The sequence below is a fragment of the Salegentibacter maritimus genome, assembly GCF_016236975.1.
Taxonomy (GTDB): domain Bacteria; phylum Bacteroidota; class Bacteroidia; order Flavobacteriales; family Flavobacteriaceae; genus Salegentibacter; species Salegentibacter maritimus.
Genome location: NZ_JAEHNY010000004.1, coordinates 201,762 through 216,162, shown reverse-complemented (window position 1 = coordinate 216,162; position 14,401 = coordinate 201,762). Strand labels below are relative to the sequence as shown.

Sequence of the window (14,401 nt, the reverse complement as noted above, 5' to 3'; positions counted from 1 at the left end):
TTGCCTATGGGTAAAATTACTCCCCGGTTTTTTTTAGCAGTTTTAATTTTCGGATTGTTCCTACTTTCCGAAAATACTGCTTTGGCGAATTTTAGTTTTGGGCCGGAAAAACCCTATGCCCATAACAATGACCGCAACTACTCCTATTTTATTGGGTTTTTGTTAAATGAAGAATTAAGCGTTACCATAACAGAAACTCCAGCAAGCTGTAACGACACAAACGATGGTGATTTGGAGGCGAATGCTTCCGGTGGTGCTTCTCCCTACAATTATTCCTGGACTGGACCAAATGGTTTTACTGGTTCAACAAATCAAATTAGCAACCTTGCACCAGGCGATTACACACTTACCTTAAGTGATAATAATAATCTTGAAATTACTGAAGTTTTTACGCTAACTTTTAATGATAATAAAAATCCCACAGCCAGTAATCCCGCTCCGTTAAATGTCCAATGTATTGCGGATGTACCTGAGCCGGACATTACGGTGGTCACCGATGAAACAGATAATTGTACTGCCAATCCAACTGTCGCTTTTGTATCTGATGCCAGTGATGGAAATAGCAATCCTGAAATCATCACTAGAACCTATAGCGTAACCGATGATGCCGGGAACTCCATCAATGTAACACAGGAAATTACTGTTAACGATACTACAGACCCAACAGCCAGTAATCCCGCTCCGTTAAATGTCCAATGTATTGCAGATGTACCAACAGAAGATATCACAGTGGTCACCGATGAAGCAGATAATTGTACTGCCAATCCAACTGTCGCTTTTGTTTCTGATGTTAGCGATGGCAATAGCAATCCTGAAATCATCACTAGAACCTATAGTGTAACAGATGATGCCGGGAACTCTATCAATGTAACACAGGAAATTACTGTTAACGATACGACAGACCCAACAGCCAGTAATCCCGCTCCGTTAAATGTCCAATGTATTGCGGATGTACCTGAGCCGGACATTACGGTGGTCACCGATGAAACAGATAATTGTACTGCTAATCCAACTGTCGTTTTTGTTTCTGATGCCAGTGATGGCAATAGCAATCCTGAAATCATCACTAGAACCTATAGCGTAACAGATGATGCCGGGAATTCCATTAATGTAACACAGGAAATTACTGTTGATGACACCACAGCCCCAACAGCCAGTAACCCTGCACCATTAAATGTGCAGTGTATTGCAGATGTACCTGAGCCGGACATTACGGTGGTTACCGATGAAGCAGATAATTGTACTGCTAATCCAACTGTCGCTTTTGTTTCCGATGTTAGCGATGGCAATAGCAATCCTGAAATTATCACTAGAACCTATAGTGTAACCGATGATGCCGGGAATTCCATCAATGTAACACAGCAAATTACTGTTGATGACACAACAGATCCAACAGCCAGTAATCCCGCCCCGCTAAATATACAGTGTATTGCGGATGGACCTGAGCCGGACATTACGGTGGTCACCGATGAAGCAGATAATTGTACTGCCAATCCAACTGTCGCTTTTGTATCTGATGCCAGTGATGGAAATAGCAACCCCGAAATCATCACTAGAACCTATAGCGTAACCGATGATGCCGGGAATTCCATCAATGTAACACAGGAAATTACTGTTGATGACACCACAGATCCAACAGCCAGTAATCCTGCCCCGCTAAATGTCCAATGTATTGCGGATGTACCTGAGCCGGACATTACGGTGGTTACCGATGAAGCAGATAATTGTACTGCCAATCCAACTGTCGCTTTTGTATCTGATGTTAGCGATGGCAATAGCAATCCTGAAATTATCACTAGAACCTATAGTGTAACAGATGATGCTGGGAATTCCATTAATGTAACACAGGAAATTACTGTTAACGATACGACAGACCCAACAGCCAGTAATCCCGCTCCGCTAAATGTACAGTGCGCTGCAGATGTACCCGCAGCAGATACTACAGTGGTTACCGATGAAGCAGATAATTGCACTTCAAATCCAGTAGTAGCTTTTGTATCTGATGTTAGTGATGGCAATAGCAATCCCGAAATCATCATAAGAACATATAGCGTAACAGATGATGCCGGGAACTCCATCAATGTAACACAAGAAATAACCGTTGACGATACGACAGATCCAACAATACCGGATTTACCCGATTTAGTTAGTGAATGCCCTCTAACGGTAACGCCACCAACTACATCCGACAATTGCGACGGAACAATCACCGGAACAACAGGTCTTACCAATCTTACTTTTGATGCCTCAGAGACCATTTACTGGTATTTTAAAGATGCTGCAGGTAATGAAATTGGCCCAATCGAACAAAATGTTATAATTAATAATACTATAGCTCCTGTTCCCGATTCAGGCTCCCTACCCAAAAAAATTATAAGTGGATGCCAGATCACCAGCATCGATGAATTAGACATACCAACCGCTACAGATGCCTGTGAAGGTACTATCTCCGGAAACTTAAGTGAAAATTTTGAATTTCCTTACTCCTTTACTGGAACTAACACCATTGAGTGGGAGTTTATTGATAGCAAAGGGAATAAATCAATACAAATTCAGGAAATTGAGCTTAAACCTTTAGATGTAGATGGTGGAACATTAAAAGGCACTTTTGAATCTTCTGTTTTTCAGGAACAAATTGATATTTCGGCATGTGGCGAAGCTATTTCTGTTGAATTAGACTTAACAGCCGAAAGAGGCAACATTATACATTGGGAGAAGTTTTCGGTCAATAGAGGTATTTGGGAAATCATAAATAATACTGGCAACTCACATACAGCAAACTTTGCAGAAGGTGAACTGGTCTCAACTTATTACAGGGTACTTATTCAAACAGGAACCTGCGCCGAATATTCCAATAGTTTTTATATAAGAACTTTACCCGTAGGAGATGCCCCTACAGTTGAAAATTTAGAACCGGAAACGAATAACAAATATTGCCTGGGAGACGAAGTAAATCTTCTTGCTAAAAGTAATTATACCGCTACACAACCTGCATTACCCAATGAAGCACCTGGAGATTTTAATCAGGGACAGCTAAATACTCAGGATCCTAATTCATGGCTCACAGACGGAAACCCCGGAGGTTTTACCGCCGGTGGCAATTCAAAAAAACCTAGAAACTGGTCGGGTACCAATGATCATGAATTTGGTGATATCACCTACGATGGAGGCGATGGTAAATTTGCGATAGCTCAGGGAGACTTTAGTGACAGCCAATACAAAGGAAATAACCCCACAACCTTAGAAAGCCCTATTTTAGATCTATCTAATGCGGTATCGGCAAGCTTAGATTTTGATCAGGCCTTTTATTTTGCCAATGGAGACAACGCAGTAATTGAAATTTCAACTGATGGGGGAAGTACTTATTCCACGCTTCAGATAATGCACTCACCGGGCACGGGGATTAAAAAATGGTTTACAGCAGGGACTGCCGAATCCTATGCCGGATCTAATGCTAGCAATTACAATTTTAGTACAGACAACACCTCTATTTCTCTTGAAGACTACATTGGAGAGAACAATGTAAGAATTAGATGGAAATTTACCGGAACAAGCGATAAGAGTGTTTGGGCCATGGATAATATAATTGTTAATGAAGAGGTTTTTGTAGACACTGAGTTGGAATGGACCGATGGTATTGGAGACCCCAACGAAGATCCTATTGTAGTAGGCCGTACTGAAGTACCTATTGCTTTCACTCCTGCCGTGCCGGGGCAACACGAATATGGAGGAACCGCTTTAATTAACGGTTGTAGAACTTATAATGAAGAGGGAACAGATTTAATAAATATTCTTGTTTCTTATTCCTATGCTGGAGAAGATATTATATTATCCAATGATGAATGCGGCCAAAATACAGTGCAACTCAATGCTTATGACAATACACTTACAGCAACTGAAAATAATGAAAAAGGAGCATATCCTTCAAAACCCACCAACTGTATAAACTGTGATGACCCAGGTACTGGCGAAATAGGCACCTGGACCTGGACAAGGCTAAGTGGCACTAACAATTGTGTTTCGGAATCTTTTTCTGATATTAACGACCCCAATGCTACTTTTACCGGAAACGAAGGAACCTATAATTTAACCTGGACGGTAGATGGCTGCTCAGATTCTATTACAGTAGAAATCAAAGAATGTAATCAAATTAACTTTGATGGAATTAATGATTATATAGATTTTAGCAAAGACAATTATCACTTATCCAACAGTACCAACAAAAAAGCATTCAGCATAGAAGTTTGGGTTAAACCAGAATCTACCAGCGGAATTCAAACAATCTTTTCAAAAAGAGATGCAAACTACGCTGATAATAAAGGTTATGATCTTTCAATTCACGATGGAGAAGTATCTTTTAACTGGAATAACAGCGGAACTATAAACTCTTCACCTCATAAAGTTCAAGCTAATAGGTGGTATCATATCGCTGTTACCCACTCCTCTTCGGGAGAATATAAGCTTTACGTTGATGGGGTTCTTATAAAATCTACCGCCGGTGGATCTCCCGATGCAAACCTCAGCAAAGCCTTGCTAGGTGCTGTAGATCAGTCTGAATTTAACGTACCCACAAATCACTTTCATGGATGGATGGAAGAATTTAGAATTTGGAATGTTGCTTTAACACCAAATCAATTACGGGAGATGATGAATCAGCATATCGAAAATAATGGAGCAGCCGTGGCCGGTGAGGTGCTTCCATTTAATATAAAAAATCTTAATTGGGTAGATTTAATTGGGTATTATAGAATGGACAAAGTAAACTGTGGAAACCTTTACCCCTACAATGATGGGTCTGACATTGGTTTTCCAGGAGAATTAAAAAACATTACCACTTCCCAACAAACCTCTGCCCCTCTTCCTTATGAATCTGAAGCAACAGGAAACTGGCATACCCGCAATTCCTGGGATCCAAACGCTACCAAACATTGGACTTTCCCTAACGATATCGGAATTGATAACGAAACAGAAATAAACTGGAATATCGCAGTTCAAAACAATGATTTAAATTCCAACAATAAAGACATTAAGCTATTAGGATTGTTCTCTGAGCCTGCCACTCAATTAAAAATGCAAGGAGAAGATAACGCTTCGGGGAACGAATTACGTATCACACATTATCTGGAACTAAATGGACATATAGACCTTAACGGAGAATCCCAGCTAGTACAAACCGAAGGCAGTATCCTTACCGGTTCGGGGTATCTTACCCGTGACCAGCAAGGAACCGCCAATAGCTATAATTATAACTATTGGAGTTCTCCGGTAGTTTCCAATACAGGAAACCAGTCTTATACCATCGCCTCTGTGATGCACGATGGCACCGATAAGGCATCTCCAAAAAATCTTGATATAGGACCTCCCGGACATGTTACTTATGCCGATGGAAATTATAGCGTTCCAAGAAAAATTAGTGGTCGTTGGCTGTATAAATTTAGAGGCGATGCCAATCAATATAGTGAATGGAAATATATAGGAAAAGATGGTACTTTATTGCCGGGAGAAGGCTATACCATGAAGGGAACCTCAGGTAATGCCAACATACAGGACCTTCAGAATTACACTTTTAAAGGTTTTCCAAATAACGGACCTCTAACGAATGCGTTGAACATTGCCAATGATCAAAATTATCTTTTAGGAAATCCTTATCCGTCGGCGATAGAGGTTAAAAAATTCATACTGGATAATTTATCAAAGCACGATGTAAATGGTGCTAAAAACACCAGAAATATTTTTAACGGGGCGCTATATTTTTGGGATCATTTTGGCGGTAAAACACATATTTTAAGGGAATATGTTGGAGGATATGCTACTATAAATCTATCGGGTGCAGTACAATCGGCAACTTCTATAGATGAGCGTATTAATAACGATGGTTCTAAAGGAACTAAAAAACCGGGGCCATTTATTCCGGTAGCTCAGGGGTTTTTCGTCAATACAGTTTTAGACCCGGGTCTGGCGCCTGGTTTAAGCATAAGCGGAGGAGATATTAACTTCAATAACGGTCAAAGAGCTTTTGCTTCTGAAGTTAACCCAAACGATTCCCAATTTCTAAAACCAAACAAACTTACCAAAAGTCAAAGAACCGTTACAACTAAAGATTCAAGATATAAAATAAGGTTAAACTTTTCTTCCCCACTTGGTTATCAAAGAGAGATTTTGGTTACTGCCGATAATTATACTACAAACGGGTTTGATTTAGGCTACGATGCACTTTTAAATGACAACATTCCTGAAGACATGTACTGGCTTATAAAAGATAGCAAATTTGTTATTCAGGGGGTTCCCAATTTTAACCTGGACCAAAAACTACCTATTGGGATTACTATTGCTGAAGAGAAGGAGTTTAATATAGAGCTTGGGGAATTGGAGAATGTGCCCGATATCATTGATATTTACTTACGAGATAATAGTGATAGTTCATATCACGATTTACGGAAGGCAGATTATAAAGCGAGTTTACCAGCAGGAGAATATAATAACAGGTATGAAATCGTTTTTCAAGATCCAAATTCAATTCTGGAAGATAAAGAGCCGGGCCAGGGCCCTATCGATTACTATTACTCTTTAGCCAACAGAGAATTTGTAATTAGCAATCCCGAACTTCATAAAATTGAACACATCAATATTTATAATATTGGAGGTCAATTAGTAGACCAACACTTTGGTATACCAGACATTAAGGAAATCCATATTCCACAGAAAAAATCCTTAAGCTCGGGCGTTTACATTGTAAAAGTTTATACCAATACAGGTGATTATGCTAAAAAAGTAATAATTAGAAAAGATTGATTTGGTAGTTCTCGGTTGCAGGATGTGAGTTATCGGTTGTGGGGTTTCAGTTGTGAGTTTTGGTTTAAAAATTTTTCAACAAAAACAACAAATAAGCAAGCAGCGATAAACAAAAACCGAGTTGGTAGTCCCAATTTCATAGGCAACACAACAGAGCCAACAACAGATCGCAAGTCCTTCGTCCTCGCAATAACAAATCAACAATTGAAAACAATAAATATCAGAATCTAGATCACCACGTGCTTCGGCCTATCATTCACATTTTTTTTAAATTACTGCTTTATTGATTATTAGAATCCAAAAAAACTGCCACGAATCCACTAATTATAAGTAAACTACCTCGAGGTATTACATCCTTTGGAAGTGCCTATAAAATATGTGTATTCATGGCACCAGGAAGTCTAAATTAAACTCAGAATTACCAGGAACTGAGAACCGAGAACCGAGAGCTAATTCTAGGGTTTATACTTCAAAGGTAAATACACCACTTTTTTTGTATTAAAGAATTCCTCTTCAAAATAATCTCGTAATTCGTGTATTTCAGCTTTCGGATAATCACTAAGTTCTACGCTAAGGTCTCCACCCTTAAGATAAAGAATGCCATTTTTAAGTTCGTGATTACTTTTCTTAGCTATTTTACCTTTGGTCCAATGCACAAAAGTAGGCATGGCAGCTACCGCCCTGCTAACAATAAAATCGAAGGTGCCGGGAATCTCTTCTACTCTGGAGTTAGTAGTTTTTACATTGGTAAGTTGTGAACCTTCTACCACTTCGTTTACCACTTTTATCTTTTTCCCTATAGAATCTACAAGGTGAAAATTAGTTTCAGGAAATAGAATGGCCAATGGAATACCCGGAAATCCACCACCGGTACCAACATCTAAAATTTCTGTACCGGGCTTAAACTTTAGAATTTTTGCTATGCCCAGCGAGTGTAACACATGCCTTAAATAAATTTCGTCAATATCTTTACGCGAAACCACGTTAATTTTAAGATTCCAGTCTTTATACAAGGCCTCTAAATGCGCAAATTTAGCATACTGGTCATCGGTTAAATTGGGAAAGTATTTCTTTATTAATTCCAAAGTTTTCAAATTTTGGACAAAAATACATAATTTGCCGCTTTAAAAATACCGTATATTAATACGTACTGAATTATAGATTAACTACGTAAAAATTTTACCTTTACCGCTTACAAAAATTACATGGAAAAAATTCAAAATCACATAAAGTTCGCCCGAAAAGATTCTACAAAATTCTTTAGGTTACTTAATAAACGCGTTAATGACTACTTCAAAGAAAATAATCTTAAAAAAACTGGAAACTGGAAACTACACCTGAAAGCTGTAGTGATGTTCTCTCTATTTCTAACTCCATATTTTCTAATTCTCACCCTGGATATTTCTCAATGGTGGATGCTATTGCTTACAATGGTTATGGGTGCCGGAATGGCAGGAGTAGGAATGAATATTATGCATGATGGGAATCACGGTTCTTACTCTTCAAAAAAATGGATCAATAAATTTATGGGAGGAACCATATATGTTCTTGCCGGAAATGTTTACAACTGGCAGGTACAGCATAATGTTTTGCACCATACCTACACAAATATACATGGACATGACGAAGATTTAGATGCCGGTAGAATAATACGTTTTTCTGAACACGCTAAATGGTATAGCTTTCACCGCTTTCAACATTACTATTCAGTGTTTTTATATGGTTTATTAACTTTTAATTGGGCCTTAACCACAGATTTTAAACAGACCCATAATTATTTAAAGCGCAAATTATCCTATGGTAAAATGCCTAATCCTGTAACACAATGGAGTATTATAGCCATCACTAAATTGATCTATTTAGCTATTTGGATTATTATTCCTATGCTTATCCTGTCTATTGCATGGTGGAAGATTTTGATAGGGTTTTTCGTAATGCATTATACAGCCGGATTAATATTAAGTATCGTATTTCAATTGGCCCACGTGGTAAAAGAAACAGAAATGCCATTACCAGATGAAACCGGCTCTATGAAAAACACATGGGCTATTCACCAATTGTTTACCACGGTTAATTTTGCAACAAAAAATAGAATAGTAAACTGGTTTACCGGCGGATTAAACCACCAGGTAGAACACCATATTTTCCCGAATATTAGTCATATTCATTATTCTAAAATAGCTAGCATAGTTAAGGAGACAGCATTTGAATGCAATCTCCCCTATCACGAATATAAAACCACACGCGCAGCAATAATTGCCCATTTTCAACATTTAAAAGAAATGGGTGCCAAACCTGCAATTTCGTAGATTTTTTTAAAAAAAATTCTACGAGATAGAGATTGAAAAGAATCATTTTATTTTTCTTCAATCTCATTTAGTAAGTAATTAATTTGTAACCATTAAAAAAATGCAAGAACACTTATCCAACCGAATTAACAATTTAGCCACTTCCCAAACGCTGGCTATGGCGGCAAAAGCGCGTGAACTTAGAGCCGAAGGGAAGGACATTATAGGTTTAAGCCTTGGAGAACCAGATTTTAACACTCCAGACTTTATTAAAGATGCTGCTATTAAAGCAATTAACGACAATTACAATTCTTATACGCCTGTAGATGGTTATGTAGAATTGAAAGATGCGATAATCAATAAATTTAAGCGGGATAATAATCTTACTTATGACCATTCTCAAATTGTGGTTTCTACAGGAGCTAAACAATCTTTGGCAAATGTAGCTATGGTTTTATTAAACCCAGGAGATGAAGTTATTTTACCCTGTCCTTACTGGGTAAGTTATGCTGAAATAGTAAAATTGGCCGAAGGTGTTCCGGTTGAAGTTCCAACTTCAGTAAAAACCGATTTTAAAATGACTCCGGAGCAACTAGAAGCAGCAATCACCCCAAAAACCAAAATGATTTGGTATAGTTCACCTTGCAACCCCAGTGGTATGGTTTATAGCAAAGAAGAGCTTAGGGCCCTTGCCGATGTGTTAAAAAAGCATCCAGACATTATTGTGGTAAGTGACGAGATTTATGAGCATATAAATTTTGTAGGCGGGCACGCTTCTATGGCGCAGTTTGAAGACATGTACGATCGTGTAGTTACCGTGAACGGTGTTTCAAAAGCTTTCGCCATGACCGGCTGGAGAATTGGATATATAGGTGCCCCAACCTGGATTGCACGTGCCTGTAACAAGATGCAGGGACAAATTACCAGTGGTGCCAATTGTATAGCTCAGCGAGCAGTGATTACAGCCCTGGAGGCCCCGGTTAGTGAAATTAGCTATATGGTAGACACTTTTAAGAAAAGAAGAAAGCTTATTATAGATCTACTAAATGATATTGAAGGTTTTGTAACCACTGAACCTGAAGGTGCTTTTTATGTATTCCCGAATGTTTCCCATTTCTTCGGAAAAACAATTAAAGGCCATAAGATTGAAAACGCCACAGATTTCTCTATGTTTTTACTAGAGGAAGCTCTTGTAGCTACCGTTACCGGTGATGCATTTGGAAACCCAGATTGTATAAGAATTTCTTATGCGGCAAGTGAATCTCAAATTGAAGAAGCACTGAAAAGAATTCAATCAGCACTCTCTGAAGCTTAGATTTTAAGTGCTTAATAATATTTTAAAAAAAATCCTGATGCGGTTAAAACCCATCGGGATTTTTTTATTTCACTTAAACCATTAATAGCTCTAATTTTTATTCAATATTTTAATCTTGAATTTGTTTCAAAGCCAACTCCCTAATTTATTCGGAGATGCAGGTTGTTGGAGAATAGAAAACGGGTTAGAATCCCGAAGCAAATTCTTGATAAAGTCTGAAACGAATTCAGCTTGACAGAAAATTATTCTTTTAGACAAGTTTTCTATTTTCTTAAATAGAATATTAATATCACCTATTTCTCCAGAAAAATGGCGTAAGAAGTATAAGTACCGTAAAAAGTTCTAACCTTCCAATAAGCATTAGAAAAGAACACCACCATTTCCCTAAAGGCGGTAGAATATCGTAATTATTTACCGGCCCCAAAGCCCCAAAAGCAGGACCAACATTCCCCAGGGAAGAGGCTGCTCCACCAATTGCTGTTTCAAAATCAAGACCCAACCCACCTAAAACAACAGACCCAATAATAAAAGACAACATATAAAGGATAAAAAAGCCCAAAATATTAAAGGTTACTCCTTTTCCAATAGATTTTCGGTTAAATCGTACAGGAAGAATAGCGTTTGGGTGTAATGCCCGTTTAAATTCTATCCCTCCATTTCTTATCATAATGATATGTCGCATCACCTTAACCCCACCCGCAGTTGACCCTGCCGAGCCACCCAGAAAAAACATTCCAAAGAAGAAAATTGTAAGGAAGGGAGTCCACATGGTATAATCGGCACTTACAAAACCCGTGGTGGTAATAACCGCTAAAACCTGAAAAAGTGCATGCCTAAATGCACTTTCGGCCTCTCCCCAAACCATGGGATGATCTATTTGCGAAAGCGCAACATCGGCTTCAAAATAAATAAATAATGAAGCTACGAGGGTAAAAATACCTATAAAGTAAAAGTACCATTTAAACTCATCGTCATGCAAAACCTTTTGAATTCGGCCTTTAAAGCTATAATAGCTTAAAACAAAATTGGCACCCGCCAAGAACATAAAAAGCATTATGATATACTGAATAATAGGCCTATCGTTCCAGTAAGCAACGCTAATGTTCTTAGTGGAGAACCCACCGGTAGAAAGCGTACTAAGGGAATGATTTATCGCATCAAAAAAACTCATTCCGGCTACCTTTAACAAGATAGTTTCAGCCGCAGTATAACTTACATAAATTAGCCATAGTCTTTTAGCAGTATCGGTAATCCTTGGCTTAAGTTTATCGGCACTTGGGCCAGGTGCTTCCGCAGCAAAAAGCTGCATCCCTCCTATTCCTAACAAAGGCAAGATTGCTATAGCAAGAACAATTATTCCCATACCACCAATCCAATGGGTAAGGCTTCTCCAAAACAACACACCCTTAGGAATAGATTCTATATCATTTAAAATAGAAGCGCCCGTGGTGGTATACCCAGACATGGTTTCAAAAAAGGCATCGGTAAAGGCAGGAATAGATTCGCTTAAAACATAAGGCAATGTTCCGCTTAAAGCCATAAAGATCCACCCAAAAGTTACAATAATGTAACCTTCCCGCTTTTTTACTTCCTTGCGGTGACCTCGTGTGGTAAACATAAAAAGCACCCCCAAAAACAAGGTAATGAAGGCTGCAGCCAAAATATCTATAGTTACACCGTCTTCATAAAACCAACTCACTAAAACCGCTGTAAGCATAAAGCCACCATTACAAAGTAACAGTAGCCCCATAACGTGCAGAATAATTTGATAATTGAGTCTAGGCATTACAGAAAGAGTTTTTCAACCTTTTTTATAGATCTTGGCAGGCAACATACCACTATACGATCTCCACGGGTAATAGTAAACTCGCCTAAGGCAATTATACCCTTCCCATCTCTTATAATTCCACCAATAATAGCCGATCTCGGGAAATCGAGGTTTTTAATCCTTTTGTTGCAAACTTGCGAATTTGGCTTTACTATAAACTCCAAAAGCTCGGCGTTCATATTGTTAATCTTGGTCATTGCAACTACCTCGCCCTTTCGCACATATCTAAAAATGTTATTTGCAGCAAGTAATTTTTTATTGATTAGAGTATCAATTCCTATAGAATGACTCAATTGGTAATAATCCATATTCTCTACCAATGAGATAGTTTTCTTTACACTTTTGGATTTGGCCACAAGACAGGACATAATATTTGTTTCTGAATTGCCTGTAACGGCAATAAAAGCATCCATATCATGTACATTTTCTTCTTCTAGCAGCTCTACATTTCTACCGTCTCCATGAATAATTAGTGCATTGGGCAACTCATCGGCGAGATCGTAAGCTTTTCCTTTGTCACTCTCCACCAATTTCACATTAAAATTATTTCTGCAGAGATCCTTGGCTGTTTTTTTCCCAATTTTGCTTCCGCCCAGAATCATAATATTTTTAATAGACTGCTTGGTTTTTCCGGTAAGCTTATAAAGATTTTCCACACCGCTTTTCAGGGTAATGAAATTTACCTGATCCCCCTCCTTAAACTGTGTATCGCCTCGTGGAATTAATGTATACTGCGTTCCATAACGCTGTATGGCTATAGGAACAAAATTAAGGTCTGGAAAAATATTAGCTGCTTCCTTAACTGTTTTACCCACAAATAATGCATTACGAGAAAGACTAAGGCCTATCATAGTTAGTGCACCATTTTCAAATTCATAACTATCGTTAAAAGCAGATTGATTTAAAAGTAGGGCAATTTCCCTGGCGGCCAATGCTTCAGGAGAGATCAACTCGTCTATACCAAAGCGTGTAAAACCAATTTCCTCCTTATTTTCAAGAAATTCTGTATTAGAAATACGGGCAATTGTTCTTTTTGCACCCAATTGTTTGGCCAAAACACAGGCTGTAATATTAGTCGCTTCGCTAGAGGTTACACTAATAAGCATATCTACATGCTTTACCTGCGCATCCTTTAAAATAGCAATAGAAGTGGCGTCTCCTTTAATAGTCCTTATATCCAAATGTGTATCGGCATAACTAAGATTGTCCCGGTTGGTATCAATCAATGTAATATCCTGGGACTCGAAAGAAAGCAATTTTGCCAAATGAAAGCCCACTTCACCCGCTCCGGCAATAATTATCTTCATATAACAGCTTGAAATTGAAAAGAAGAACAAATGTAAGGTATTTTAGACAAACCAAAAACCAAAGTCTGTTACAACAAATCCTAAAAGTTTCAGGTACAATTATTTCTTATCGTGTATCTTTGACGCAAAAATAGTACTATGGGCAAAAAATTGACTCCATATCAAGACTCAGGTCTCAATAAAAAGAAGCAGGTTGAGCAGATGTTTGACAAAATATCTGGGAAATATGATGGCTTAAACCGGGTTATTTCCCTGGGCACCGATGTTAAATGGAGAAAAAAAGTTATTGCTTTGGTAAAAGCGCACCAACCAACTGCTGTGTTGGATATTGCTACCGGCACCGGAGATCTCGCTATACAAATGGCAAATATTAATGCCAGGAAAATTGTTGGCCTCGATCTTTCTGAAGGTATGTTGAAGGTGGGACGTAAAAAAATTGCAGCTAAAAACCTAAGCGATAAAATTGAGATGATTCAGGGAGATTCTGAAGCACTGCCCTTTGAAGACAATGCTTTTGATGCCATAACCGTAGCTTTTGGTGTACGCAATTTTGAGGATTTAGAAAAAGGGCTATCAGAAATAAGAAGAGTGCTAAAACCCGGTGGAATTTTTGTAGTTTTGGAAACTTCGGTACCTACTAAATTCCCGTTTAAACAAGGTTATAAGCTCTATTCAGGCCACATACTACCTTTAATTGGGCGAATATTTTCTAAAGACCGTGAAGCTTACTCTTATTTAAGTAAAAGTGCAGCCGAATTTCCTCATGGGGAAGCTTTCAACAATATTTTAAAGAAAACTGGGTTTATAGATATAGAAAACAAGCCACAAACTCTTGGAGTTGCAACCATTTACACTGCTTCAAAATAAAATT

7 protein-coding genes are annotated in these 14,401 nt (G+C 38.3%); 4 read left to right on the top strand and 3 right to left on the bottom strand.

Annotated elements, in window-relative coordinates; translation table 11 throughout:
* The first annotated feature begins 6 nt into the window (after positions 1-6).
* The gene (locus I6U50_RS05970; protein WP_198638177.1) at positions 7-6,792 is read left to right on the top strand and encodes a LamG-like jellyroll fold domain-containing protein; all 6,786 of its coding nucleotides are present in this window, start codon (positions 7-9) and stop codon (positions 6,790-6,792) included.
* A 455-nt stretch (positions 6,793-7,247) separates the two neighbouring features.
* Here the strand turns inward: I6U50_RS05970 and rsmG are convergent, their stop codons facing one another.
* Entirely contained in the window at positions 7,248-7,877 is a 630-nt protein-coding gene (gene rsmG / locus I6U50_RS05965) for a 16S rRNA (guanine(527)-N(7))-methyltransferase RsmG (protein WP_198638176.1), read from the bottom strand.
* Positions 7,878-7,997: 120 nt separating this feature from the next.
* On the opposite strand from rsmG, the gene I6U50_RS05960 reads away from it, so the two are divergent.
* On the top strand, positions 7,998-9,101 hold the full coding sequence (locus I6U50_RS05960) for a fatty acid desaturase family protein (protein WP_198638175.1): 1,104 nt from the start codon (positions 7,998-8,000) through the stop codon (positions 9,099-9,101).
* Positions 9,102-9,201: 100 nt separating this feature from the next.
* On the top strand, positions 9,202-10,395 hold the full coding sequence (locus tag I6U50_RS05955; protein ID WP_198638174.1) for a pyridoxal phosphate-dependent aminotransferase: 1,194 nt from the start codon (positions 9,202-9,204) through the stop codon (positions 10,393-10,395).
* A gap of 289 nt (positions 10,396-10,684) precedes the next feature.
* Here I6U50_RS05955 and I6U50_RS05950 read toward each other — a convergent pair whose 3' ends face one another.
* Both I6U50_RS05950 and trkA read right to left on the bottom strand, forming a co-directional pair.
* Positions 10,685-12,181 (bottom strand): TrkH family potassium uptake protein, encoded by a 1,497-nt coding sequence (locus I6U50_RS05950; RefSeq protein ID WP_193711557.1) that lies wholly within the window; start codon positions 12,179-12,181, stop codon positions 10,685-10,687.
* Positions 12,181-13,530 (bottom strand): Trk system potassium transporter TrkA, encoded by a 1,350-nt coding sequence (gene trkA, locus I6U50_RS05945; protein ID WP_193711558.1) that lies wholly within the window; start codon positions 13,528-13,530, stop codon positions 12,181-12,183. Before trkA ends, I6U50_RS05950 begins: the two co-directional genes overlap by 1 nt.
* A gap of 138 nt (positions 13,531-13,668) precedes the next feature.
* Between trkA and ubiE the strand changes: the two genes are divergently transcribed.
* Positions 13,669-14,397, top strand: a complete 729-nt coding sequence (ubiE, locus tag I6U50_RS05940; RefSeq protein ID WP_193711559.1) for a bifunctional demethylmenaquinone methyltransferase/2-methoxy-6-polyprenyl-1,4-benzoquinol methylase UbiE — start codon at positions 13,669-13,671, stop codon at positions 14,395-14,397.
* Positions 14,398-14,401: the final 4 nt, after the last annotated feature.